Here is a 24,664-nt window from a genome sequence, read left to right on the forward strand (position 1 = left end):
GAGGAAGATTCCTCTGGATTTTTTTCATTCGTTCGCTCCCGGTCCCTGCTTCGGTCGATTCCTGTTGGTGCGGTGCCCGACTTCTTCTTCAATCGGCAGGCTTTCTTTCGGAGTTTTATTGTTCGTTTTCGCTGCGTTCATCTGTGACGTTCTTTTTCCCATCAACATCTACCTCCTCTTATGTACATAGTTTGTATATAATGAATAGAGGTAAAACGAGGAAATTTTTTCATCTGTGAAACCTTCCATAAAAAGTAACCGTAAGATAGATAGGGAGGAACCGCAAATGAGACAATGGTTGAAAAGTAAGCAGGAAGTGTTGAAACGACGAAGACAAAACACGGAAAGATCAAGTGTTTTTGACGTTCTGTTTGAGCTGGTGCTCTGGTTACCTGAACTGATCATTTTCCCAATTCGAATGGTTATTTGGTTAATAAAAGGGATTGGAAGGATGATTGGTCTTATTTCCGACCTCACTTAATAGAGGTCAGCCTTTATCATTAACGTTAATGATCCTATAAACAGAAAAATGAAAAAGGGGGAAGAGTATGCGTACAATTACATTAGCGAATGGAAATACGGTGGAAGTGGACTGTCTTAGTTGCGCTTTGACAAGCGGTAAAGTGGAACCGGAAGGTGGAGTCATTGCAGAAACAGTGCATTTCCATGCACACCAGGATGTCGCTTATCCGATTAGAGGGTTAGTTATTGTAGCTTCCAAAAGGCATATTAAGGGCCTTGATGAATTGACAGAAGAGGAACAACACGATTATATCACGTTCATCACGAAGATCAGAAAGGCGCAAAGAGAAGTGTTAGGAATTGAGCATGTCTATTACTTTTACAACGAAGACACGACCCACCATTTTCATTTATGGATGGTGCCCCGATACGACTGGATGTATGAATTTGGACGTTCGGTGGAATCGGTCCGTCCTGTTTTGCTTCATGCCAGAAATAACGGCGGAGATCATGCAAAAGTGCTGAAAGGCATTCGATTGTTAACGAAGGTGCTGAATGAGTAGGGTCATTTTCCTGTTTTCTGTGGTCTTCTTTTTTAAAACATACCGGATGATGAAATCTTAAAGGGCAATGGAGCTTATGCTATTCTTCCTTTCCTGAAAGTGCAGGATCTTTGTCTTCTTTTTTATACATAAAGGAAAGTCCCTCTGAAGAACAGAGGGACTTTTGTGCAAAATGAAAGCTTTCGCAATCATTCATTTATTATTTCAGAAATGATTTCATAGGAGCGCACACGTGCGTCGTGGTCGTAGATTTGTGAAATGACCATCATCTCATCAGCTTCGGTGTCCGCCTGGAATTTCTTCAATTGTTCTTTCACTGTCTCTTTACTTCCGATAATGGAAGCGCCAAGTTGCTGTCTTAAGGCTGCTTTTTCCTGGGCTGTCCATACTTCGTCCATGTCATCAACCGGGGGCTGGAGCAAATGATTCGTGTTTCGTACGAGATTCAGGAATTGTTGCTGCAGGGAAGTTGCCAGTCTTTCTGCTTCTTCATCTGTATCTGCAGCGATTACATTCACGCCTACCATGACGTAGGGTTCATCAAGCGTTTCCGAAGGCTGGAAACTGGAACGGTACAAATTCAAAGCACCGCGTGTATTGTTCGGTGAAAAATGACTGGCAAAAGAGAAAGGCAGCCCAAGTTGTCCCGCAAGTTGTGCGCTGAATCCACTAGAACCGAGCAGCCAAACCGGAATGTCGAGTCCCTCTCCAGGAATCGCCCGGATGTGGTGATCTCCGGCGAAATAGCCTCTTAACTCATCGAGCATCGCAGGGAACTCATTAGGATCAGAATCCAAATTTCTCCTTAGAGCCCGAGCCGTCATTCCGTCTGTTCCTGGAGCTCGTCCGAGACCTAAATCTACACGTCCGGGAAACAGGGTTTCCAGTGTGCCGAATTGTTCTGCGACAACAAGCGGCGCGTGATTCGGAAGCATGACTCCGCCTGAGCCGACTCGGATGGAGTCCGTATTGTGCAGCACATGACTGATGGCAACAGAAGTGGCGGAACTTGCGATAAATGGCATGTTATGGTGTTCGGCCATCCAGTATCTTGTGAATCCCCATTTTTCAACATGCTGGGCAAGATCAACCGTGTTTCGGAAAGAATCCGCCGGCGTCCCGCCTTCAATCACAGGGGCAAGGTCGAGGACCGAGAATTTCGTATTTGCTAATCCTTTTACAGACATAGGATAACCTCTTTTCTGTTTCACTTATAATATACGGGCAAGAATGCCCCTTTTCTTCTTTAACAACATTTATCATATCAGCTGTATTTCGTGTCTCAAAATAATTTGTTTGCAACTTATTCCATGTTCAGACGACTATGTTGAAAAGGAGGGAGACGATGAGGCTATTGGTTATGCTCTGTTGTTTACTTTTCCCATTTTTCTATTTATCAATAACGGCTTCAGCCACATCGTGGGCCAATCCTTTTGTCGTCTATGATGGTTACATTTATGTAGTTGAAGAAGAAGCCACAGAAGTGAAAGTGGAAGAGAAGATCGGCGAAGTGACCGCTTATTCGGATATGCAACAGTATGAAGGGAATTTCTCCAACGTTTTTGAAAAAGGGACGGACTATTATAAATTATCCGGCCATCCCACAACAGACATGATTGCTGTTGAGGAACGAAAGGGTGTTTATAGAAAAGCAGAGCGGGAAGCTGCTTACACCTACCGAAGTGAAAAGAATGAAGCATCAGATTCTTTCCTGGACAAAGGAGAACCGGTGGAACAGGAGGATCTCGCACTCGGTACATATCTATTCTTGTGCTTCCTGATCGTCCTCGCTGGGACGATTTATCTGTTTCAACGTAAAGGGACGTGAGTCTGGTGTCTTCGTCTGTATGACCTATAATGAGCGGTTATCGTTGTAAAAAAGGTAAGTCGCGGATCTTTATCATGATTGCATGTTTTTAATGATATAATGAGTACAGAAAAACTTTTTAGAAACGGAACATCCATAGACAAGCTCCTCAACTTTTTCCTAGGAGGCTTTAGATGGACAATATTAAAGAGACGTTTCTTGAAGTCGTCCTCTCCATTCTCCCCATCACGATTGTCATCACCATCCTTCAATTCACTTTAGTCTGGCTTCCGTTGGACATGTTCTTACAATTCATCATCGGCGCGGGGATGGTCGGTGCCGGCTTGGTGTTGTTTTTGCTCGGAGTCAATATTGGGTTGTTACCCATAGGGGAAATGATCGGGTCGGCCTTGTCTAAAACGAAAAGAGTCTGGCTGATCATTTTTTTCGGATTTCTTCTAGGTCTTGTCGTGACCATAGCAGAACCTGATGTGCGTGTACTTTCCTCTCAGGTCGATCAGGTCTCTGGTGGACAGATTCCAATGGACATTCTTATCCTTTCCGTAGCGATCGGGGTAGGAGTGTTTGTCGCACTCGCCATGTTTCGGATCATCTTCAGTATCAACATGGTTTATTTACTTGCAGGAGGATATGGCCTCGTCTTTTTCCTGGCGGCCTTTACACCAAGTGTTTTTGTCCCGATATCTTTTGATGCAGGTGGAGTCACCACGGGTCCTTTGACCGTACCATTCATTCTTTCACTCGGGGTGGGTGTGGCTTCGGTTATGCGTGGCAAAACTTCATCAGGTGATGGATTTGGACTTGTCGCTTTGGCATCGATCGGCCCGATTTTATCGGTTCTCCTTTTAGGGGTGATTTATGGGTGAACATTAAAATTTTCGATGGTTTCTGGCACGTCCTGTTTGATGTCGCTACAGCACTCATTCCACTATTCTTCTTATTTCTTCTCTTTCAACTTGTCTTTCTAAAGCTTCCATGGAAAAAATTACAGGACATCCTTGTTGGTTTCTTTTTGACTTATGCAGGTCTGTCCTTGTTTCTGCAAGGGGTTCATATCGGCTTTCTACCCGTCGGAAGCATGATGGGAGAGAAACTTGGAACGATAGAGCACACGTGGCTGCTTGTACCCATCGGTTTTGTTCTCGGCTTTGTGGCCATTTATGCAGAGCCTGCGGTCAGCGTGTTGACCCATCAGGTTGAAAAAGTCTCTGGAGGTTATATCCCTCATAAATTATTGCTCTATACCCTTTCTTTTGGTGTCGGCATTTCCATAGCTCTCTCCATGGTGCGTATTTTAATCGGAATCCCTATTTGGTATTTTGTGGTCCCTGGTTACCTGTTCGCCTTGATCATCGTACGGTTTTCCAATAAAACGTTCACATCGGTCGCTTTTGATTCTGGTGGAGTAGCCACAGGTCCGATGACCGCCACTTTTATTCTGAGTCTATTCGTAGGCATAGCTTCTGTTACCGAAGGTCGCGATCCGCTCTTAGATGGGTTTGGAATGGTGGCTCTCGTAGCTTTGGCACCCATTATTTCAGTTCTTACACTAGGTGTGATCTACAGGAGAAAGGAGCAGGAACAGTATGACAAAGAAAACATCCGGACAAAAGCTCATAGTAACGATCGTTAAAAAAGAAAAAGCTAAAAAAGTCGTACATGCCTCGACTCTTGCAGGCGCACAGGGAGGGACGACTCTTTTTGGGAAAGGTTTCAGAATGGATGAAAAGAAGCGTTTTCTTGGTATACCTGTAGAAAGGGAGCGGGAAGTCATTTTAACTCTTGTCTCTCATTCTATTTATGATTCGGTCATGGATGCCATCATCCATGCAGCAAAACTGAACCGTCCGAGACAGGGCATAGGATTTGTCATCGACACGAAAAATATCAGCGGCATCAATCATATGATCGGACTAGGGCTTGAATCAGAACAAAACGCAAGTGAGGATGTGATGCAGGTGGAGAAGCAGAAACTTTCCTATGATCTCATTGTGACAATCGTGAATAAAGGAGATGCAGAAAAAGTCGTGGATGCATCTAAAGAAGCAGGAGCAGAGGGAGGTACCATCATCACAGGACGTGGAACAGGTATACATGAAAAGGCGAAGCTCTTTAATATATTAATCGAACCTGAAAAAGAAGTGGTGTTGACATTAATCGTGAAGGAAAAGTGTGATGGCGTCCTGCATGCGATTGAACGAGGAGCAAGACTTGATGAGCCGGGCAGAGGGATTGCTTTTGTACTGGATGTGGAAAGGACGGTTGGGATCAATCATCTATTGAACCAACAGTGGAGTGAAGAAATGAAAGAGTGAAAGCAGAACGCTCGGATGTCAAAAATCTAAGAATCCCCTTCCATATCTTTTTATTGTGGTCGTTAAAAAGGTTCCAGGAACCTTTTATGACTTTTCGGCATCCTAACACAAAAGCGTCATAAGGAAGGTAACCCTTTTTATTAATAGAAGGATCGGTAGAGTATGTGCCATAGAGGGGGAGAGAACTTGAGGACGTTTCTCGTTTTTATGTTTGGTATGTTTGTCCTTCTTGCCGGTTGCAGCTCAGAAAAAGAGGAGCTGATGGACGAAATAACGTCAGGGGTAGAAGGTCGTTATAGTGTGTTGGCATTTAATAGTGAAAAGGGTTCTTTGGAAGCCTTCCAAAGCGAAATCAACCAAATGTTCAGCGATCCGGAAGTCTGGGAGAACAGACTCTATTCTTTCAACGTTCTAAAGGAAGTGCCGGAGGAACCTTATGATTATAAAAAACTTTTGAACATTGAGGACCTGCCACAATTTATTGTATTAGATACCGAAGAGATTGTTTTCAGAACCCCCCATATTGAGGATTTGGAAAGGTTTCTACTGGGTGAAGATCCATATTCCTCTCATGAGCATTGAAAAACGGAAGCTGAAGAGCTTCCGTTTTTTTGTGTGCTTTTTAAAAAGGTTTCGTATGTTTAGGGTCGGCTGATTTTTTGGCAGCTCCCTGGTCATAATATATTTCTTCAAAGGCTTTTTTGTCTTCATTGGCCATATTGACATGAGGCTGAGCTTTTCTTTTTCGGGCGAAGTAGAGGGAGAGAGCAATCAATACGATTGGAATGAATAGTAAGAGCCATAACATATTTCTTTCCTCCTCGATGTTTTTGGCTTACAATACTCTATTCCCTTTTGATCGGCTTTCATGCTGTTATGACAAGAAATGCGTCTAAGGAACTGTTCCATGTAATAAACGAAATAAATCCTTCATATGAAATATAAGGAAACCGGTTTACTAAAAACTAGGTTTAATTGTGAAAAAATTTAAAAAAACCATTGAAAACGAATACATTTGTCGATATAATCAAGCTAACCTACTAAATCAATTGATTTTTTTTAAACATTAACGAAACCGGTTTCGTTAATGTAGGGGGAAGAGAAATTAGACAGGAATACGAAAGGAATGGTGAAAGTGAAAAAGAATTTATTCGTCGTTATGTTGTTAGTCTTATCGATGTTCCTTTATGCGTGTAGCAGTGGCGAGGAAGACTCGGCTTCAGGTGATGGTGAAGGCAAAGTCACCCTTGATTTCTGGGTTTTCGGTGCTACCAACTATGAAGATTTAGCGAAAGAATATGAAAAAGAGAATCCAAATGTCAAAATCAATATCAAAAACTCTGAGCTTGGCGATCACCACGATAGCTTGTTCACATCGATTTCAGCTGGAACAGGGGCTCCGGATTTGACGATGATCGAAGTCGATCAATTGGACCGTTACCGCGAAGCGCAGGATCGCTTTGTTAACTTATACGACTTAGGTGCGGATGAAATTCAAGATCAATACTTAGATTGGAAATGGAAGATGGCTGAAAATGGAGAAGGAGATTTCTTGTTCGGCTTACCGACAGACATAGGTCCGAAAGCGATGTACTTCCACACAGAAGTATTTGAAGAAGCTGGACTACCGACAGATCCTGATAAAGTCAGTGAAATGATTTCCACTCCTGAACAATTTGCAGATGCAGCGACCACCGTTTTAGATAAAACAGGAAAACCAATGGTCGACAGTATGGAAATGGCATTCCGTGCAAACATGGATGCTCTTGAAGTCAGCTACTTCAACCGTGATGGTGAACTATTGATCGGTGAAGCAGATAACGGAGTAAAAGAAGCGTATGACTATGCGGTTGAACTTCATGATAAAGGTGTCGTAGGTTCATTCGAAATGTGGACACCGGAGTGGGCGAATGCCTTGAACCAAGGTGGATTTGCGGTTGAAATGGCACCGGCCTGGTTGAAAGGTTACATGACTGAAAACGCACCAGAAGGCGCAGGTAAATGGAGAGTTACGACACTTCCAACAGACTTCGCCGGAAACTGGGGAGGTTCATATGTAGCGATTCCTTCTGAAACGAAACATAGTGAAGAAGCTTACAAATTCGCTAAATGGATGCTTTCTCCAGAGAACCAATTAGAATCCTTCGTAGAAAGTGGTTTGTTCCCATCTGCTCCAGAAGTGTACGAAATGGAAGAATTCGTAAACAACTCCGATGAGTATTTCGGCGGACAGAACACAGCTGCTTACTTTGCCGAAGCGGCAAAAGAAATTCCAGAAGTGTACAAAGGACCGAAATATGTAACGGTAAACAATGAAGTACTGACAGCTCTAAGAAATGTTCAAGAAGGTGCAGACCCTGAAAAAGAATGGGAAGCAGCTGTCGAACGTATTGAAGGTTTAGTGAGTCGCTAAAGGTTTTATGGGCTGGATGGATTCCATCCGGCCCTCCTACATAAAGGAGGGAATAGAGTGGAGAACGTACAAAAACGTCAGCATGCCTCAAAAGTGAAATCCACTACCCAAATGTCTGAAAAGAAAAAAGATATGCTGTCTGGATATTTATATATTGCACCCTTTTTCATCATTTTTGGAATCATCGGTCTTTATCCAGCTGTTTTTAGTATCGTATTGGCCTTTCAGGATTGGAACGGTCTCGGGGAGATGGACTTTGTTGGATTGAAGAATTTCGTGGTCGTCCTTCAGGATCCGTTGTTTTGGAAGTCTCTTTATAATACTGTCATCATCGGTTTAATGGGAACAGCTCCACAATTGATCGTAGGAATTATTTTGGCCTACTTCCTGAATATGGCCGTCATCCGTTTCACTAACTTTTTCCGTGTGACGATCTTTATGCCTTACATCACGTCCATGGTAGCCGTGGCATTAGTGTTCGGAGTGTTTTTTAGTAGTAGTGAGACAGCTCTCGCTAACTATGTAATCGGTCTATTCGGGGTTGATCCTGTCAGCTGGAAAACGTCCGAGTGGGGAGCGAAAATCGCGATCTCCTTGATGGTTTTCTGGCGATGGGTCGGTTATAACACCATCATCTATCTAGCAGGTTTGCAAAGTATTCCGAAAGACTTGTATGAAGCAGCAACCATCGACGGTGCCGGCAAGGTTCAGCAGTTCTTTCATATTACCATTCCGATGCTGAAACCATTCATCATCCTGACGGTTTTCATGTCTACCGTAGGTGCCTTGCAATTGTTCGCGGAACCAGCGGTATTCCTTGGATCTTCTGCTTTCAACCGTGATGAAGCCATGACCGTCGTAATGTATCTATATCGTGATGCCTTCAACTTAGGTTCATTCGGTACAGCATCAGCAACAGCTGTATTGTTACTCATTATCATTGTCGGTGCAGCAGCTTTGAATACGTGGTTGACTTCTGGTGTCGGTCGTAAGCAGAAAAGGAGGGCGTTTAAGAAATGAGAAAATCTAAAGGATTGAAAAAAGGGACGCTTCCCGTTTACATCATCTTATGGATCGCTTCCATCTTATCCATTTTTCCATTCTATTGGATGTTTGTTATGGCGACCCAGCCGAGTGCTGCTTATAATTCCATTCCGCCGACACTTCTGCCGGGTGACCAACTAGTCCAAAACTTTATGAAAGTCCTGGATACGATTCCATTCTTTCAGGCCATGTGGAATACAATCCTATTATGTACCACAGTAACCATCGCGGTATTATTGATCAGCTCTCTGGCTGGATTCGCCTTTGCGAAGTTCGAGTTCCCAGGTAAAAACTTTTTCTTCATCCTGATCCTTTTGACGATGGTGATCCCTCCTCAATTGGGATTGATTCCACAGTTCTATCTGGTTTCTCAATTAGGATGGTTGGATACGTTGCTTGGGGCAGGCGTGCTGTTCTTACTGAATCCATTGGGCATCTTCTTAATGCGCCAATACATCAGCGAGTCTGTACCTGATGAGTTGATGGAAGCGGCGAAACTTGATGGCTGCTCGAACTTCAGAATTTTCCGGAGCATTGTGCTTCCGATCATCAAGCCGGCGTTTGCAACATTAGGAATCATCGTATTCACGCTTGTATGGGGAGAATTTTTATGGCAGTTTACGGTATTGCGTGATCCAGCATCCTACACATTGCAAGTAGCGCTTGCTTCATTGAACAATGCGTTCCGTGTTGACTTCGGTATGCTACTTTCAGGTGTATTCTGGGCAACCGTTCCATTGATCATCATTTTCCTGATTTTCAATCGCTGGTTCATTTCAAGTATTACAGAAGGGTCGATCAAGTAAATCTTATGCCAACCTCTATGAATTGTTGATACAATAGATGGTAATCACAGAGCGGCTAGCTTTTTAAGGAGAGAACAAGATATGGATTTAACAATACGTGACATAGCAAAAATGGCAGGTGTTTCTCCAGCCACTGTTTCTAAAATCATCAACAATTATGGAGGCATCAGTGAATCGACGCGGAAGAAAGTCTATAAAATTATCGAAGATACAAAATATCAACCTACATTTTCAGCCAAGTCTCTGGCTACGAAAAAATCGAATCTGATCGGTTTGATTTATGCCGGTAAGATTAATGTCGATTTTACACACCCCTTTTTCAATGAAGTCGTCAATTCATTTAAAAGAGCCGTAGGGGCATTAGGGTATGACTTGCTGCTATTCTCAAATGAAAAATTTTATAAAGGGGAAAGCAAGTACCTGGAAAGGTGTAAGCATTTCCATGTCGATGGATGCCTGGTCATCGCTGGTGATGAAATTGAAGAGGCGGTTCATGACATTGCGAAAAGTGAGATTCCATGCATTGGGATTGACTTGAAGCTCGAGGGTCCGAGGTCCAGCTACATTATGACAGACAACGCAAAAATCGGTGCGAAAGTCGTGGAGTATCTTTATTTGAACAAAGTCCGCAAGATCGCGTACATCGGAGGGAAGCAGGATTCCCTCGTGTCAAGTATCCGGAACATCGGCTTTATTGACGCCATGAATCAATTCGGACTTCCCATCCATAAAGACTGGATCTATTACGGCGACTTTTTCGAAGAAAGTGGATATGAAGGAATGAAGGAAATTCTGAAAGGAGACCAGCTTCCGGACGCGGTTTTCGCAGCTTCCGATATGATGGCCCTAGGCGCATTGAAAGCCATCAAGGAAGAAGGGTTGTCGGTTCCCGAAGATATCCAATTGGTCGGTTGCGATGATATCGAGGCCTGCCGTTACAGTGATCCACCACTGACGACTGTAAAGCAAGATAAACAAAAACTAGGAAAGCTAGCGGCGTACATGCTGGAAGATTTGATCAAGGATGATCACGACATCCAGGATGTCAAAGTGGACCCGGAGCTGGTACCACGTGCATCTACGAAAGAACGCTAGATTCTTAAAGATTAACTGGAGGTAAAGGCAATGACAACGATTCAATTTCCTGACAAATTAAAATGGGGGGCAGCGACAGCTTCCTACCAGATTGAAGGAGCCGCAAAGGAAGGAGGACGCACACCATCCATTTGGGATGTGTTCTCCCACACCCCCGGCAATGTGAAGAACGGCGATCATGGCGATCACGCATGCAACAGCTACCATATGTATAAAGAAGATGTCCAGCACTTGAAGGATCTGGGTGTCGACATGTATCGCTTTTCAATTTCATGGTCCCGTGTCATTCCTGAAGGGACAGGAGAACTGAACCCGGAAGGTGTCGAGTATTATCGAAACCTGATTCAAGAACTGATTGATAACGGAATTGAGCCGATGATTACACTTTATCACTGGGATCTTCCTCAAGTCCTTCAGGAAAAAGGTGGCTGGGAAAACCGTGACACGACGGAGGCATTCCTGGCTTATGCAAACGCGATGTTCCAGGAATTCGGCGGTCAGGTGAAAAAGTGGCTGACGATCAACGAACCATGGTGCGCATCCTTCTTATCAAACTATGAAGGTGTCCACGCTCCAGGAAAAACGAGTTTACAAGCGGCTGTGGATGTTTCTCATCACTTGTTGCTCGCTCACGGGAAAGCGGTCCAATCGTTCCGCACGCTCGTTCCGGATGGAGAAATCGGATATGCCCCCAACATGGGTTGGCTTGAGCCATACAGCCCGAAACAAGAAGATGTGGATGCGTGTAAACGCGGGATGATGTGGCAGAAGGAATGGTTTATGGATCCCGTGTTCAAAGGTACATATCCAGAAACTCTGGTGAATTTGTTTGCTGAGCACAATGCCACCTTGAACATGGAAGAGGGCGACCTTGAAATCATCTCCCAGCCAATCGATATGATGGGGATCAACTATTATTCAGGAAGTCTTGGCCGCTACAAGGAAGACGGCGGATTGTTCCAAGTCGAAGAAATCGCGCTCGATGAACGCCGCACAGATATCGGCTGGCCGATTTATGGGGAAGGCTTTTACAAGACCCTTACAGACCTTCATCAGACATACGGGGATGTTCCTATTTACATTACGGAAAATGGCGCCTGCTATAACCATGAGGTAGCAGAAGATGGAAATGTACACGACAAAGAACGCGTGGATTACCTTAAACAACACTTGACTGCTCTAAACCGCGCAATGGAAGCTGGCGTACCAATCGTCGGGTATATCGTGTGGTCACTTCTTGATAATTTCGAATGGGCAGAAGGTTATGAGAAAAGGTTTGGAATCATTCATGTGAATTTCGAGACGTTCGAACGCACAAGAAAAGATAGTTACTATTGGTATAAAGACACGGTAGAAAATCACAGCTTTGAAAGATAAAATTTTTTGATCGATTTGGAAACCGGTTTCGTAACCAACAGTTTAATAAGGAGGGAGTATTCCCTCCTTCCATTACTGGATGGAATCAGCCGCTGCACTCTCCAACCAACAGTCTCGAAATTGGAACCTATCGTTGAATGGTTAAGGTGTTCAGCCAAGAAAATCATCATAGAGGATAATCACACCTAGTTTTTAAATATCAAAGGAGGAGACAGATTGAAGAAAACCTTTTATTGTTTTATGGTGCTGTTTATCGTTTTAGGAAGTTTCACGTCTGTACAGGCTGAAAAGTCAGAAAGCAAAAAGGCTACTGGACAAGGATGGTATGAAACGGGACTGTTCGATGGATTAAACAACAAGAAAAATGAAAACGCCTCCATGAGTTATGAAGAGTATTCTGTTGTATTAAGTCATTGGTTTGGCGTGGATGAGGAAGAGGCTGTTCAAAAAACAAAAGAAGCAGCTGGCTCTGACATCAACCTTCGTTCTGCTATAAAGCAGGAGGAAGCGAAGAACGTTTTAACTGAATTTCTTCCTTATCAACTGGAAGGAAAACTGGATGCCTGGGACGGTTCCAGTAAGCCGGTGAAACGTAAAGACGTCCTTCAATTAGTGAGTGGAGTCGTGGATGCTTACTATCATGAAGAAGGAGAATACACAGGTCAGGACATTAAAGGAAATGGATGGATCAATGCCTCTGATGTAACGATCTCAGATTCTACTTTCGGTGGTGATTTGATCATTGCCAACGGTGAGCACATCCTTTTAGAAAATGTAACCGTTTCCGGGACGGTTTATATTAATGAAGAGATCCAAAACGAAGTGTCTACGGTGGACGCTGACTTGAACAATGTGGTCGTATACGATGCAGCTGAACAAGCTACAGATTGGTCGCTCGTCTGGAACGATGAATTTTTAGCAGAAGAAATCGATTCAGACAAGTGGACGTATGACATCGGTAACTGGATAGTCGATGAAAATGGAGAGGGTGTCGCTGCTGGTTGGGGTAACAATGAGAAAGAATATTATACCGATTCCAGCGAAAACTCCTATACCGAAGATGGCCACTTAGTCATCAAAGCGAAGAAGGAAGAAGAACCGGTTACAGATGAGTTTGGAAGCTATGATTATACATCTGCTAAACTGAAAACCAAAGGTCTCTTCAGTAAGAAGTACGGAAAATTCGAAGCGAAAATGAAACTTCCTGAAGGTCAAGGTTTCTGGCCGGCATTCTGGATGATGCCGGAGGATGATGTGTATGGACCGTGGCCGACTTCAGGAGAAATCGATATTATGGAAGCGGCTGGGGGCGACACGAGCAACATCGGAGGGACGATTCACTACGGTGAAGAATGGCCGAACAATACGTATACAGGCAAAGAGTATCACTTCCCTGAAGGAGAAGACTTTACCGACTATCATACGTATTCCGTCGAATGGGAACCAGGGGAGATTCGCTGGTACGTGGATGGAGAACTTTACCAAACGTTGAATGATTGGTTCAGTAAAGGGACAAATCAAGGAGATCAGTATGCGTATCCTGCTCCGTTTGATCAGGAATTCTATATGATCCTGAACCTTGCTGTCGGCGGATGGTACGGTGGTGATCCAGATGAAACGACAGAATTTCCAGGCAAAATGGAAGTCGACTATGTGCGCGTGTATGAATTGACGGGAAGAGATTACAGAGAGCCGGTCGAACCTGTCGTGGAAGAGGAGACCCTTCCGGAAGATGCCAAGCAGCCACTAGAAGATGGGAACTTCATCTATGATCAGAATTATGAAAAAGAGATAACTGTGGTAGATTCCCCAGAAAAAACGCTCGATCCAACCTATTGGAATTTCCTTAAGCTTCCTGATTTCCAAGGGCAGGGAAATCTGACCATTGAAGATGTAGATGGAGAAAATTATGCAAAAACGGAAATTACAAATCCGGGAAATGCGCTGTGGTCTTTGCAGCAAATTCAAAAGCTTCCGGTTCTAAAAGGACACACGTACAAGGTGTCGTTTGATGCAAAATCCAATACGACCCGGAACATCATGTCAAAAGTATCCGGTGGATCCGAAAGAGGTTATGCGAATTACTCTGGTGAAAAAACGGTGGAGTTGACGGAGAACCTTCAGTCTTATGACTATACATTTACGTTTAAACAGGATACAGATTTAGCCGCGCGTCTGGAATTCAATCTGGGTGGCAATGGAACTGCACCTGTATGGATGGGCAATGTACGAGTGGAGGATATTACCGATCAAATCGGAGAGGACACTTCGAAGCCGGCTCTCGGTGATGGCAACCTCATTTATAACGGTACTTTCGACCAGGGGGATATGACGCGTCTCAACTACTGGGAACTGTCCTCGCAAGATGGTGCGGATGCCAGTGTGGTTGTACCGGAGTCAACGCGGAAAGCTGAAATTACCGTTCAAGATTCCGGTCAACAATCCGAAGACATCCTATTTACTCAAGGCGGCATTCCGCTTGCTGAGAATCAGGAATACAAATTGACCTTCGATGCGAAGGCATCAGAAGCAAGAAGCCTTCAAGTAGAAGTGGTTAGTGAAGATGGTTCTGTCCAGTACTTCAGTGAAGAAGCGGTTTCTTGGACGAAAGAAATGTCGAGTCATACGTTGGAATTCCAACTGCCCCAGGAGTTGTCTGGTGAAGTCGGTCAGCTGAGGTTTCTTTTAGGGGGAGAAGACGGGGATGTGACGTTAGATAACGTTCGTATGATTCAAACGTCGGTCATCGTTGCTCCGATCAATTTCCAAAATGGTGATTTTTCACAAGGAATGGAATCGTGGTCCAAGTATATTCACTTTGATGCGAGTGCGAATATTGACGTTATGGATGAAGAACTCAAAGTAGCGATAGAAAATGCGGGCAATGAAGCATGGAGTGTTTTAGCCGAGCAGCCTGGTCTTGTTCTTAGCAAAGGGGGCACTTACACCTTATCTTTTGATGCTAGATCAACCATAGCGAGAGAGATCGAGGTGACGATCGAGAACGCGGCTTATACGCGCTTCCTCAGTCAAAAGGTCTCTTTAACTGAAGACATGGAGCGTTATGAGTATGAGTTTGAGATGGGTAAAGATGATGTCGCATCTTTGAAATTCTTAATGGGACAATTTGCAGATTCCCATGATATCTATATCGATAATGTAAATCTTGAAGCGAAATAATGGGGTAGACACGCTCTTTCTATAAGAGCGTGTCTATTTTTTTATGAAAAAATTGCCCAGACCAACAGATTCCGCTCCACATAGGCTAATGAGAGGGAAAGGAAGGGGCGATCGGTTTGGATCGAGTCTATCATCATGGTCACGGCACCTATATCCCTGGGTATGGGTACCATCATGGCCACGGCACGTACATTCCCGGTTACGGATATCACCATGGTCAAGGGACATATTCTCCAGGTTACGGTTATGAACACGGGCACAGCACCTACTCGCCCGGCTATGGATATCATCAAGGACATGGGAGTTACAATCCATGGTACGGAGGTTATCACCATAGTCAGGGTGGGTTTCACTACTAAATGGATAGAAAAAAGGAACTTTCCATGCCTGGGAGTTCCTTTTTTTATGAGCGCATGCATAAGATGCTTGTACATAGACTTTTGTGGAGGTCGATTTTATGAAGAAGATGTATTCTTTCTTAATCCTTTTGGGAATTTTTGCTTTAATCGGTTATATGGAGTCTCCCCGGGTGAAACCAGAAGAGCCTTCCCATTATCCGATCAGTACGGAAGAAAGTGAAACAGAAGCTGTGGCACAGGAGGAACATAATACCCCCATGAATCTGGAGTTAGAACTCGTCTATGAAGGGACGAAGGTGGTGGATGGAACGAAAGTGGAAGCATATCGGGAATACGAAGTTTACAAAGATCGAGATGGAAAGGTCCTCAATAGAATACCAACTACGCACTATAATTATTTAAAATACGAGAATCAATGAAAACACCTGCCCAGGGTGTTTTTTTTTGTAAAGCTGCAAAACATGGGCAGGAGAATTTTATAAAAAATGATCCAATCCCCTTTTCTTTTCGTATGCTTTGTGAAACGTGAAGAATCTCCTTTAAAAAGATATACTAAAGAGACCATGGCATAAAAAGGGGAATTTGAATGAGCAAACCGACGGACTATGAGCTTTACGAACAAATCCGCAATCAAGATAAAGCTGCTCTCGAAACCCTCTACAACCGATATGAGAAATTATTATATTCTTTTGCTTATCGAATGATGAAAGATCAGCAGGCCGCAGAAGAAGTGATGCAGGATGTTTTCATCAAGTTGTGGAGAGGCAAAGGGGCAGGCCATTATGTGAAGGAACGCGGCAAGTTCTCAAGCTGGCTGTTGACCATCACGAGAAATGCTTCCATCGACTTGATCAGAAAAAAGAAAGTCCAGGAAGTGGAATGGGATCAAAGAGATTCCGTGCATGAAGAAATGCCCGGTGTCGAGGAAGTCGTGACAGATAAAGAGGAACGCGACCAGTTGCGGAATGCCATCGACACATTACCGGACGAACAACAACGTATGATCTGCCTTTTTTATTTCCAGGGATTATCACAACGGGAAATCGCTGAGAAATGTGACATTCCCCTTGGTACAGTCAAAGGACGGGTCCGGCTCGCATTGAAAAAATTGCGCGAGCATTTGGATGAGAAAGGGGGGAACACCGATGAATGACAAACAATGCGAGAATGTCCTTGATTATTTGAATGACCAGTTAACAGAAAGAGAGAAAAAAGAATTCGAACAGCATTTACGGGAGTGTCCCGATTGTCAGGAAGAAGTGCAGGAATTGGAGAACCTGATGGGAGACCTCCCTGCCTATATGAAAGAAGCGGCACCTCCCGCCGGTATGCGAGAACGTGTCCTGGATGGTGTCTTCAAAGATGAAGAAGAACAAACCTATGAAACAGAAGACAGACAGGCGCCCTTGATTTCGCCTGAAAAGCCGAACAAGTGGAAGGTTTGGGCTGGTGCATTGGCCGCAGGTCTCCTCCTGTCTGTAGGTGGAAATATTTTTGCAGGACTGCAGCTTCAAGAGCTTTCTACACAAAATGAAGATCTTGAGTCGAACCTTTCCGACCTCCAAGTCGCTCTATCTGAACTCGAGGATCGTGAAAGTGAGAATGGAGATACGATGACACCGACCGAGCGGACGCAGCTTGCCTCAACAGGTGAAGCAGGCTCCGGAGTCGCGACCCTTGTTGATCGCAGCATCGGTTCTGAACTGCTTGTCCAAGTGGAAGAGTTGAGTGAACTTGAAGGGGACCAGGTCTATCAAGTGTGGCTGATTGAAGGGGAAAATCCTGAACCGGCCGGTGCTTTTACAACAGATGGGGAAGGTAATGGTGCGGTTACTTTCCGGATTGATGAAGAAAATCAGAAATCCTGGGATGCGATCGCCATCACCAAAGAACCACAACCGAATAACCAGCTTCCTGAAGGTGAAGTCGTTTTACAGGCGGAACTATAGGAAGGCATGGAAGGGGGCTCATGGAGCCGCCCTTCTTTAATTTTTTCTAAAATTTCTTTGTTTCGACAGCTCCGTTCGACAAGGATTGCCTCGCTCCCGGGAGTATAATGTTGCCATATTCATTAAGGGAGTAATGGAGGAAAGAAAATGGGGATTAGAAAACTTGTGTTCATATTTGCGGTGTTGTTACTGGGATCATGTTTGATGGTTAAGCCGGCGGAGGCTGCTGAGAAGGAAGCCATTATTATTAACAAAAGTAATAATCAACTGGCCTTTTATGAAGATGGAACTCTTCAGAAAGTGTTTCCTGTAGCAACGGGAAGAACGAGAGCTATGACGCCGGAAGGGAAGTTTTCTTTAGTCAATAAAGTGAAAAACAGGCCATGGTATAAAGAAGGCATCCCAGGCGGTGACCCCAGGAATCCTCTGGGTGCAAGATGGCTTGGCATAAAAGTGCCAGGTGACTGGGGGCATACGTCTGGAAATATGTACGGCATCCATGGAACGAATGCGCCCTCCTCCATCGGAACCTACGCCTCCAGTGGTTGTATTCGCATGTATAACGAAGATGTCATCTGGTTGTTTGAACGTGCGGATAAGAATATCCCTGTTTATATCACAAATTCCTCTTCTTCATTCACGGCATTAGCACAAAAGTATGGAGTGGGGGTCAATAAAGCAGTTGCAGGCTACGAATTCTTTGATGAAACGTTAAGGTATGGAAGCAAAGGATCTTCCGTGGTCATTCTTCAGAAGAAGCTCGGGATAACGGCTGATGGAAGTTTTGGTCCGCAGACCTTAAAAGCTGTGAAGAAGTTTCAAACTTCTAAAGGGTTGGAAGCTGATGGAATCGTGGGGCCAAAGACAAGGAAAGCATTATTCAGTAAATAGGCGAAGAAGAACGTTTTACAATGCATGAACAACGATTTTCAGGAGCTAAACATTCCTTGGAGTATTTAGCTTCTTTCTTTATGTTGGAAAAAATTTATGTAATTGTAACTTTTTACATAATAGAAGCGTCCTATAATCAAGAGAAGGATCATTTCATTACGCTATTATGAACAGAAGTAAAGGGGGAGATAGGCGTGTTAACGACAGATCGAACAGTGATGAAAGAGATACAGCAGAAAGATTTTGAAGAGGTCAAAGAGCTTTACTTAAGTCCCGTAGTCAGGAAGTACCTCGGAGGGCCGCGTGATGAGGAAAGCCTTCCTGCTCTTTTTGAGGGCATCCGGAATTCAGATGGAAACTCCTTGTATTTAGTAGTCCGGGAGAAAGGCACTCAACATTTCATCGGTTTCGTTTCCCTTGATCCTCATCAGGATGGGGAGAATAACGAGCTTTCCTATCAATTCCTGCCCCGTTGGTGGGGGAAAGGGTACGGCTCAGAAATTGTGAAAGAAGTCGCAGCTTATGCTTTTCATAAGCTCAACCTTCAAAAACTTACGGCTGAAACACAAATGGCCAATGTTTATTCCTGCAGGCTCTTAGAAAAAGCAGGGATGAAATTAGATAAGACGATTACTCGTTTTGGTGAAACGCAATGCATTTATACTTTAATTCCAAGCGAACAGCGTTGAAAGTCCAGGGGGATGATTATTCATGTTAAGGGGGAGTCTAGTGAAAACGTATGTATACCGGGGCATCATTCGTATGTTCAATTCCAAAACGTTTGGCAGGTTTATACGTAAATTAAGCCGCTCTTCCTTAAGCAGGCGGTTGATTCCTCTTTACGTGAAACTGTTTGAAGTTCCTACGGGAGAATTGAATAAACCATTGAAGGATTTCACCTCATTGGAGGAGTTTTTTATCAGAGAATTGAAAGAAGGCGCACGGCCCGTGAAGGGTTTGGAAGAGTAAATTGTTAGTCCTGTGGACGCCCGAGTGGAGCAGTTCGGTGAAGTACAGGATAAGAGGATTCAAGTGAAAGGAATCTCTTATTCTATCCAAGACTTGCTGAGGGATCAGGAAATGATGACACGCTACCGGAATGGATTGTTTCTTGTTTTGTATCTCAGCCCGAGCGACTATCACCGGATTCATTCTCCAGCTCATGCCGTTGTTGAAAAACAGTTTGACCTTGGTGGGAAGTCCTCCCCTGTAAACAAATGGGGATTAACGTTGGGGAAATCACCCCTCTCAACCAATTATCGTATCATTACAGAATTGAAGCTGGAGGAAGGGATGTACATGGCGTTTATTAAAATAGGTGCCATGTGGGTCAATACCATTGAATGGATTCATCCCTACTCCAGGCTGAGAAAAGGAGAAGAAGTCGGCTTTTTCAGTTTCGGTTCAACCGTTGTGCTTTTGTTCGAAAATGGAAAAGTGGTGTTTCACCCGGATTTAAAAATCCAACGTTCCATCAAGGCTGGAGAACCATTGGCTGTAAAATCAAAAGTATAGGAAAAGCTTGTTTATTCTTCCCCTTGACCTTGATTATTGAGTTCCAGCTTTTGTTTTTCCAACTCCACCTTTTTTTCTTCCAGTTCGAGTTTCTTCTTTTTCAAGTCGAAGTTGATGACAAATCCTAAAAATAAGAAGGTTAAGCCAACAATGATGATAATAAATAAAAACAGGTCCATAGATTACCCCCCCTGGATAAAAATTTCTGCACTGGCACTAATCTAACTTGTTCTTTAAAGTTGGATGAAACAGATCTCTCGATAACGATGATTCTTTATTTTACGTCAGGTGATTATTCTACAGAACTGTTGCGGTTGATGATGGAAGAGCATTTATTAAAGACTGATCACTGATACTTAACTTTAACATCGTCTGCTTTTAGAACCAATAGAAAGGAAGAATGTTCCCATAATAGAATGAAGTGCTAGATTAGTATAAAAGAAAAGACGGAGAGGAAAAGGCTTATGAAGGAGATCCTCATCAATTATATGAAAAAATATAGTGATCGGAGTGAAGCGGAATTGGATAAGGTCGCTTCTGATGTCGTTATCACTCCATTCAATAAAGGGACGGTGTTGTTGCAACAGGGGGAGGTCATTGAGCAGTGTTTCTTTATTTTAAAAGGTTGTATCCGTAAGTTTTCTGTGAGTGAATCCGGAAAAGAAACGACCGTCGAATTTTATACGGAAGAACAGAGTGTAACCATCTTCCATCCGCATGGATTATCTGATCAACCTTCCAAATATTCATTGGAATGCGTTGAAGATTGTGTCCTGGTCGTAGGTGATTTATCTGAAGAGCAGGTGGTGTACGACACCAATCCAGGTCTTGAAACGATGATCCTCAAAATGGTGGAGGGCGACATGGGTGAAATCCATGATCATTTTGCGGCATTCATTTCATCCACTCCAGAAGAGCGGTATCAATCCATTCTTGAAAACAGGCCAGAATTGTTAAAAAGGGTCCCACAGCATCAGCTGGCCAGCTACCTGGGGATAACGCCTGAATCCCTGAGTCGCATCAAGAAGCGGTTAGGAAGCTCCCAAATATGAAGGTCGGGAGTTGTGTAGAGTCTGGATTCCTTTGAAGAACAGCCAGATCCCGAGTCCTAATTCGCCAATCATCATAGGAAGGCTTAAAAAGATCTCCATGTCAGCTGTCATAGTCTCATATTGAGGAAGTCCATTGTACATGGAATGGATCAAAGTATAGCTTACTCCCGCTATGATTAACAAAATACTTATCCATTTGGGAATAAAAGGAGCTTTTAGAGCCAAAATGCCCACCATGATCAAGTGAAATCCGAATACGATCAGTCCTATCGACCAGAATTTCTCAAAAAGAAGAAGACTGTCCATCACTTGTTCAACTGTACCTGAATTGTCTAGAATGATCCGGCTTACAATCACTAGATGGAAGACAGCCATGGCAAGGATGATCGTGTAGAAGAGACGGAGAACTCCTACCAGTAATGCGTAAAGGGGATGGATAGGTTTCAAGACTTTATAAAGTGCCCAGGCTACGATGAGATCAGTAAGAATAATAACGCCCCAGCCGGCGATTTCCATATGAAATAAGGAAAGTGAAGGCCGCAGGAGGTCATACGTTTTTGCTGCGTCTTCGTAGATGACCAATGAGCTGTGCGCGTATCCATAGGAGAAGAAAGCAGCAATGGTCATCAGCATCAAACTTAAGCCGGCTATCATTGCTGGTTTTGGTTGGAAATCTTCCTTTCTTTTAACTGTTTTCATTATAAACCTCCTTGTCTGTTTGATCTAATTGTACGCCGGCCTGCGAAATCCCACATTGACTTAAGTCAATAGATTCAAAAGAGTAGCCAGATGTTGCCCATCAATATTGATCATCTCAATGGAAATGTTTGATACTCAGTCTTTAAAAAAATGATTGGTTCGTGATTATCGAATTGGTTTTGATGGAGGATTCTGGCATCTGATGTAGAATGAGTTCGAATGGTGCAAAAGCAAATGAAAGGGAGGTGAATGAATGGAACCGAAAATGATTGTACTGGAGGAAAAGAAAATGGTCGGTAAATCAATCCGGATGACCCTGGCTGAAGACGCTACCCAGGAGCTTTGGAAAAGTTTTATGCCTCACCGGCAATCCATTCCGGATCGTGTGGATGAAAGGCTTTACAACCTGAAAGTTTTTGATCAAGGATTCGACCCAAAACAATTTCATCCTTCCACCCCTTTTGTGAAGTGGGCAGCTGTGGAGGTTTTGCCACGAACTCATAATGAGGACCCTGGGATGGAAACCCTTGTTTTAAAGGGAGGGTTGTATGCCGTATTTTTGCATCGAGGTCCTGCTGATCGTTTCAATCAAACGTTGCAGTACATATTTGAAGAGTGGCTCCCAGCTTCTGCCTACGATTTGGATGACAGGGCGCATTTCGAACGCTTCACCATTGACTATCATCCAGCTGATCCTGAAGCTGTGGAGGAAGTATGGATTCCTGTTAAAGCGGTGCACGAATAAGTATGGAAGCATGGCTCTGCAAGGATGATTAAATGAAGTGTCCTTTTGTGGATTTCGGTCATTTCAGTTGAAGTCTTCCTCTCAGGAGGCACGCATATGTAAGGATGAGGAGTCGTAGTATGGAATTTGTTACAGTGAAAGTCCTCTATATTGCTTTATTCATTTTAGTGATCCATACCATAGAAACCCTGGCTTATGCAGTACGATTATCAGGAGCTCGAGTAGGATTGATCGCTTCCGCGTTATCATTGTTCAATTTGATGGTCATCGTCTCAAGGATGGCCAATATGATGCAGCAGCCGTTTACGGGGAGTTTGATTGACACAGCCCCTTCGGCAGATCCTCTCCCATTTGTTGAAAGTCAATATCGAGCCATTCTGGGAGCATCGACTGTAGGAACAATCATAGGCATGATTCTACTGCCAACCTTTGTCGCCTTGTTCTCTCGCTCCATCATTCGTTTATCAGAAAAGGGAGGATCGATTCCTTCCTTGTTTCGTATGCTGTTTTCCATCGATTACATAAAGAGAGGGCTGCATCAAATCCATCTTCCGAAAAGGAGTTACCTGAAAGGGTTCTCTTTAGAACAGATCCCGAAGCGGTTGTTCTTCATCAATATGCTGGTCACCTCAATTTATACTGTGGGTGTATTATCCGCCTTATATGCAGCTCTATTAGTACCGGAGAGAGCATCAACAGCGATCATGGCTTCCGGGTTGATTAACGGAATCGCGACCATTCTATTAGTCGTTTTCGTCGATCCTAAAATCTCTGTGATGGCAGACGATGTCATCAATAAAAAAGGAGATTACCGCAAACTGAAAAATGTATCGCTTATGATGATCACATCCAGACTGTTCGGAACGCTGCTGGCTCAACTCGTTTTCATTCCCGGGGCAAAATATATCGCCTGGTTCACAAAGTTCATTGTTTAACCGTAAAGGGGGAGTTTAGTGAGAGATATAAAGAAAATTCATATTATAGGTTCCGTTGCGAGTGGGAAAACGACACTCGCAAGAAAACTATCTAAAGAATGGGAGCTTCCCTATTATGAGCTGGATAATGTGGTTTGGGAAAGGCATCAGACTGGAGATATACGGAGGACAGAGGAGGAGCGGGCTGAATATTTGAAACAGGTGGCCTGCTCGGAGGGGTGGATTGTGGAAGGCGTTCATAATGAATGGTGGGTGGAAGATAGCTTCCGTCATGCGGATGTTATCATTTTCCTTGATACCAACTATTCCGTCCGAACGTACCGCATCATTAAACGGTTCATTTTACAAAAATTACGGTTGGAGAAGGCCCATTATACCCCTACCTTTAGAATCTTTCTCAAAATGTTCAAATGGAATAAGTATTTTGAAGAGAATGGGAAGCCGCACTTTTTTCAAGAGTATCAGGAGTTCCAGGATAAGGTGATCAAGGTGGATACAGTCAGAGAGTTAAGAGACCGACTTTACTCCTTGTGACCCCAGAATTATGAGGAGATTGGTTCCATTCGAATCATAATTTAGTATAAAAGGTTAACTCCTTCGAGGTGTACAATAATCAGCTTCTAAAACAATTGTAACGTCCCTCAATACTTGAATGGATTCACACAATTCCAATTGGACATCTATACAATTCGGCTCATCAGAGGAGGGATGGATCAGACAATCTGCAAGCAACGTCTGACATGAAATTTGTGTACCTTCAGGGGCGCAAAGGAGTATCTCACGAACGATGCAAAAAGGAAAGACACATAAGCAATTCCCTGCAGAAGTCTGGAAACTGATGTATCCCTCAAAACGAATGAGGATCTGTTGCAGGGTGACCGCTTGCTGGGTTGGAAGAGTTATAGGGACGCTCTTTCTGCTGCCGACTTCACGGCATTGAACAGCATCTTCTAAGCTGAGCGGATTCCCGGTGGCGTCCGATAAATAACAGTTGTCCGTCATTTGGTCTGAATTAAATGCTAATACTTGCCCTTGATCCCTTAAAGAGTATTCCAAGTCCAGACAATACCTTCCTTCTATATCTGATAATGAATTCTGCTTAACTTCAATGCTTGATAGGGTATTGAAAACCTGGGTGAATGTTTTTCCGCTTCCTGTTGAAACAATCGCTCCGTTAATAGAAAGAGTGATATCAGCGAAGGTGCCTTTGAATAGCGAAAGGGTCACCCTGCCTGAAACATGATTCACATCTGTTTCCCATAATGTGGTAAATTCGTCTGTCAGCTCTGAAAAATTCCCACAAATTTCATCATTCGCTTTTCTCTGGGGGATCGGGAGGCAAATCGTTTTACGAAAGGAGAGAGGCAGGGTAACCCAATCATACACTTGTTGAACTTGCAGGCCGTGTTGTTCTCTCACATCCATACCATCTCTCC

31 protein-coding genes are annotated in these 24,664 nt (G+C 43.7%); 25 read left to right on the top strand and 6 right to left on the bottom strand.

The window, feature by feature from the left end; genetic code table 11:
- Positions 1–24 precede the first annotated feature (24 nt).
- Entirely contained in the window at positions 25–162 is a 138-nt protein-coding gene (locus tag VKA52_RS16395) for a hypothetical protein (protein ID WP_160915682.1), read from the bottom strand.
- Positions 163–286: 124 nt separating this feature from the next.
- On the opposite strand from VKA52_RS16395, the gene VKA52_RS16400 reads away from it, so the two are divergent.
- Positions 287–481, top strand: coding sequence for a hypothetical protein (locus VKA52_RS16400; RefSeq protein WP_326316462.1), 195 nt, complete (start codon positions 287–289; stop codon positions 479–481).
- Between the two features lie 67 nt (positions 482–548).
- The gene (locus VKA52_RS16405; protein WP_326316463.1) at positions 549–1,025 is read left to right on the top strand and encodes an HIT family protein; all 477 of its coding nucleotides are present in this window, start codon (positions 549–551) and stop codon (positions 1,023–1,025) included.
- Between the two features lie 188 nt (positions 1,026–1,213).
- On the opposite strand, the gene VKA52_RS16410 is transcribed toward VKA52_RS16405, so the two are convergent.
- On the bottom strand, positions 1,214–2,212 hold the full coding sequence (locus VKA52_RS16410) for an LLM class flavin-dependent oxidoreductase (RefSeq protein ID WP_326316552.1): 999 nt from the start codon (positions 2,210–2,212) through the stop codon (positions 1,214–1,216).
- 158 nt (positions 2,213–2,370) lie between these two features.
- On the opposite strand from VKA52_RS16410, the gene VKA52_RS16415 reads away from it, so the two are divergent.
- From VKA52_RS16415 to VKA52_RS16435, 5 genes are all read left to right on the top strand, one after another.
- A complete protein-coding gene (locus VKA52_RS16415; protein ID WP_326316464.1) occupies positions 2,371–2,853 on the top strand; it encodes a hypothetical protein in 483 nt (160 codons plus the stop codon).
- Positions 2,854–3,026: 173 nt separating this feature from the next.
- Entirely contained in the window at positions 3,027–3,719 is a 693-nt protein-coding gene (locus VKA52_RS16420; protein WP_160915692.1) for a DUF1538 domain-containing protein, read from the top strand.
- Positions 3,716–4,486: a DUF1538 domain-containing protein gene (locus VKA52_RS16425; RefSeq protein WP_160915693.1), complete on the top strand. Its 771-nt coding sequence runs from the start codon at positions 3,716–3,718 to the stop codon at positions 4,484–4,486. Before VKA52_RS16420 ends, VKA52_RS16425 begins: the two co-directional genes overlap by 4 nt.
- The gene (locus VKA52_RS16430; protein ID WP_160915695.1) at positions 4,440–5,168 is read left to right on the top strand and encodes a P-II family nitrogen regulator; all 729 of its coding nucleotides are present in this window, start codon (positions 4,440–4,442) and stop codon (positions 5,166–5,168) included. Before VKA52_RS16425 ends, VKA52_RS16430 begins: the two co-directional genes overlap by 47 nt.
- A gap of 186 nt (positions 5,169–5,354) precedes the next feature.
- A complete protein-coding gene (locus VKA52_RS16435; protein ID WP_326316465.1) occupies positions 5,355–5,750 on the top strand; it encodes a hypothetical protein in 396 nt (131 codons plus the stop codon).
- A 40-nt stretch (positions 5,751–5,790) separates the two neighbouring features.
- Here the strand turns inward: VKA52_RS16435 and VKA52_RS16440 are convergent, their stop codons facing one another.
- On the bottom strand, positions 5,791–5,976 hold the full coding sequence (locus VKA52_RS16440) for a hypothetical protein (RefSeq protein WP_326316466.1): 186 nt from the start codon (positions 5,974–5,976) through the stop codon (positions 5,791–5,793).
- Positions 5,977–6,294: 318 nt separating this feature from the next.
- Here VKA52_RS16440 and VKA52_RS16445 point away from each other — a divergent pair, with 318 nt between their 5' ends.
- From VKA52_RS16445 to VKA52_RS16510, 14 genes are all read left to right on the top strand, one after another.
- The gene (locus VKA52_RS16445) at positions 6,295–7,581 is read left to right on the top strand and encodes an ABC transporter substrate-binding protein (protein WP_160915701.1); all 1,287 of its coding nucleotides are present in this window, start codon (positions 6,295–6,297) and stop codon (positions 7,579–7,581) included.
- Positions 7,582–7,692: 111 nt separating this feature from the next.
- Positions 7,693–8,601: a carbohydrate ABC transporter permease gene (locus VKA52_RS16450; protein WP_160915849.1), complete on the top strand. Its 909-nt coding sequence runs from the start codon at positions 7,693–7,695 to the stop codon at positions 8,599–8,601.
- Positions 8,598–9,431: a carbohydrate ABC transporter permease gene (locus tag VKA52_RS16455; protein WP_326316467.1), complete on the top strand. Its 834-nt coding sequence runs from the start codon at positions 8,598–8,600 to the stop codon at positions 9,429–9,431. Before VKA52_RS16450 ends, VKA52_RS16455 begins: the two co-directional genes overlap by 4 nt.
- An 81-nt stretch (positions 9,432–9,512) precedes the next feature.
- Positions 9,513–10,526 carry a LacI family DNA-binding transcriptional regulator gene (locus VKA52_RS16460; protein ID WP_160915704.1) on the top strand — a complete coding sequence of 338 codons (1,014 nt, stop codon included), beginning with the start codon at positions 9,513–9,515 and terminating at the stop codon, positions 10,524–10,526.
- A 30-nt stretch (positions 10,527–10,556) separates the two neighbouring features.
- Positions 10,557–11,903, top strand: a complete 1,347-nt coding sequence (locus tag VKA52_RS16465) for a GH1 family beta-glucosidase (RefSeq protein WP_326316468.1) — start codon at positions 10,557–10,559, stop codon at positions 11,901–11,903.
- A 216-nt stretch (positions 11,904–12,119) separates the two neighbouring features.
- The gene (locus VKA52_RS16470; protein WP_326316469.1) at positions 12,120–15,083 is read left to right on the top strand and encodes a carbohydrate binding domain-containing protein; all 2,964 of its coding nucleotides are present in this window, start codon (positions 12,120–12,122) and stop codon (positions 15,081–15,083) included.
- 116 nt (positions 15,084–15,199) lie between these two features.
- Positions 15,200–15,442 carry a hypothetical protein gene (locus VKA52_RS16475; RefSeq protein WP_326316470.1) on the top strand — a complete coding sequence of 81 codons (243 nt, stop codon included), beginning with the start codon at positions 15,200–15,202 and terminating at the stop codon, positions 15,440–15,442.
- Positions 15,443–15,540: 98 nt separating this feature from the next.
- Complete coding sequence (locus VKA52_RS16480; RefSeq protein ID WP_326316471.1) at positions 15,541–15,861, top strand: hypothetical protein; 321 nt, start codon at positions 15,541–15,543, stop codon at positions 15,859–15,861.
- Positions 15,862–16,028: 167 nt separating this feature from the next.
- Complete coding sequence (locus VKA52_RS16485) at positions 16,029–16,595, top strand: RNA polymerase sigma factor (protein ID WP_326316472.1); 567 nt, start codon at positions 16,029–16,031, stop codon at positions 16,593–16,595.
- Complete coding sequence (locus VKA52_RS16490; RefSeq protein ID WP_326316473.1) at positions 16,588–17,391, top strand: anti-sigma factor; 804 nt, start codon at positions 16,588–16,590, stop codon at positions 17,389–17,391. The genes VKA52_RS16485 and VKA52_RS16490 overlap by 8 nt, the downstream gene beginning before the upstream one ends.
- Before the next feature lie 147 nt (positions 17,392–17,538).
- On the top strand, positions 17,539–18,282 hold the full coding sequence (locus VKA52_RS16495; RefSeq protein WP_326316474.1) for a L,D-transpeptidase family protein: 744 nt from the start codon (positions 17,539–17,541) through the stop codon (positions 18,280–18,282).
- A gap of 194 nt (positions 18,283–18,476) precedes the next feature.
- Positions 18,477–18,971, top strand: coding sequence for a GNAT family N-acetyltransferase (locus VKA52_RS16500; protein WP_326316475.1), 495 nt, complete (start codon positions 18,477–18,479; stop codon positions 18,969–18,971).
- Between the two features lie 40 nt (positions 18,972–19,011).
- A complete protein-coding gene (locus VKA52_RS16505; protein ID WP_326316476.1) occupies positions 19,012–19,251 on the top strand; it encodes a hypothetical protein in 240 nt (79 codons plus the stop codon).
- Positions 19,252–19,263: 12 nt separating this feature from the next.
- The gene (locus VKA52_RS16510; RefSeq protein WP_326316477.1) at positions 19,264–19,797 is read left to right on the top strand and encodes a phosphatidylserine decarboxylase; all 534 of its coding nucleotides are present in this window, start codon (positions 19,264–19,266) and stop codon (positions 19,795–19,797) included.
- An 11-nt stretch (positions 19,798–19,808) separates the two neighbouring features.
- Here the strand turns inward: VKA52_RS16510 and VKA52_RS16515 are convergent, their stop codons facing one another.
- Positions 19,809–19,976, bottom strand: a complete 168-nt coding sequence (locus VKA52_RS16515; RefSeq protein ID WP_160915718.1) for a hypothetical protein — start codon at positions 19,974–19,976, stop codon at positions 19,809–19,811.
- A 285-nt stretch (positions 19,977–20,261) separates the two neighbouring features.
- On the opposite strand from VKA52_RS16515, the gene VKA52_RS16520 reads away from it, so the two are divergent.
- The gene (locus tag VKA52_RS16520) at positions 20,262–20,849 is read left to right on the top strand and encodes a Crp/Fnr family transcriptional regulator (protein WP_326316478.1); all 588 of its coding nucleotides are present in this window, start codon (positions 20,262–20,264) and stop codon (positions 20,847–20,849) included.
- Here VKA52_RS16520 and VKA52_RS16525 read toward each other — a convergent pair.
- The gene (locus VKA52_RS16525; protein WP_160915722.1) at positions 20,829–21,548 is read right to left on the bottom strand and encodes a DUF4386 domain-containing protein; all 720 of its coding nucleotides are present in this window, start codon (positions 21,546–21,548) and stop codon (positions 20,829–20,831) included. The two genes, VKA52_RS16520 and VKA52_RS16525, sit on opposite strands and share 21 nt — an antisense overlap.
- Positions 21,549–21,801: 253 nt before the next feature.
- Here VKA52_RS16525 and VKA52_RS16530 point away from each other — a divergent pair, with 253 nt between their 5' ends.
- The 3 genes from VKA52_RS16530 to VKA52_RS16540 all read left to right on the top strand — a co-directional run bounded on the left by VKA52_RS16530 (position 21,802) and on the right by VKA52_RS16540 (position 23,762).
- Positions 21,802–22,293: a GyrI-like domain-containing protein gene (locus tag VKA52_RS16530; protein ID WP_326316479.1), complete on the top strand. Its 492-nt coding sequence runs from the start codon at positions 21,802–21,804 to the stop codon at positions 22,291–22,293.
- A 119-nt stretch (positions 22,294–22,412) separates the two neighbouring features.
- A complete protein-coding gene (locus VKA52_RS16535) occupies positions 22,413–23,228 on the top strand; it encodes a lipid II flippase Amj family protein (protein ID WP_326316480.1) in 816 nt (271 codons plus the stop codon).
- Positions 23,229–23,246: 18 nt separating this feature from the next.
- Positions 23,247–23,762 (top strand): DNA topology modulation protein FlaR, encoded by a 516-nt coding sequence (locus VKA52_RS16540; protein WP_326316481.1) that lies wholly within the window; start codon positions 23,247–23,249, stop codon positions 23,760–23,762.
- 54 nt (positions 23,763–23,816) lie between these two features.
- On the opposite strand, the gene VKA52_RS16545 is transcribed toward VKA52_RS16540, so the two are convergent.
- Positions 23,817–24,653, bottom strand: coding sequence for an S-Ena type endospore appendage (locus VKA52_RS16545; protein ID WP_326316482.1), 837 nt, complete (start codon positions 24,651–24,653; stop codon positions 23,817–23,819).
- Between the last annotated feature and the right edge of the window lie 11 nt (positions 24,654–24,664).

Origin of the sequence: Halobacillus sp. HZG1, from assembly GCF_035818575.1 — a bacterium.
In the GTDB taxonomy this organism is placed as follows: Bacteria; Bacillota; Bacilli; order Bacillales; family Halobacillaceae; genus Halobacillus; species Halobacillus litoralis.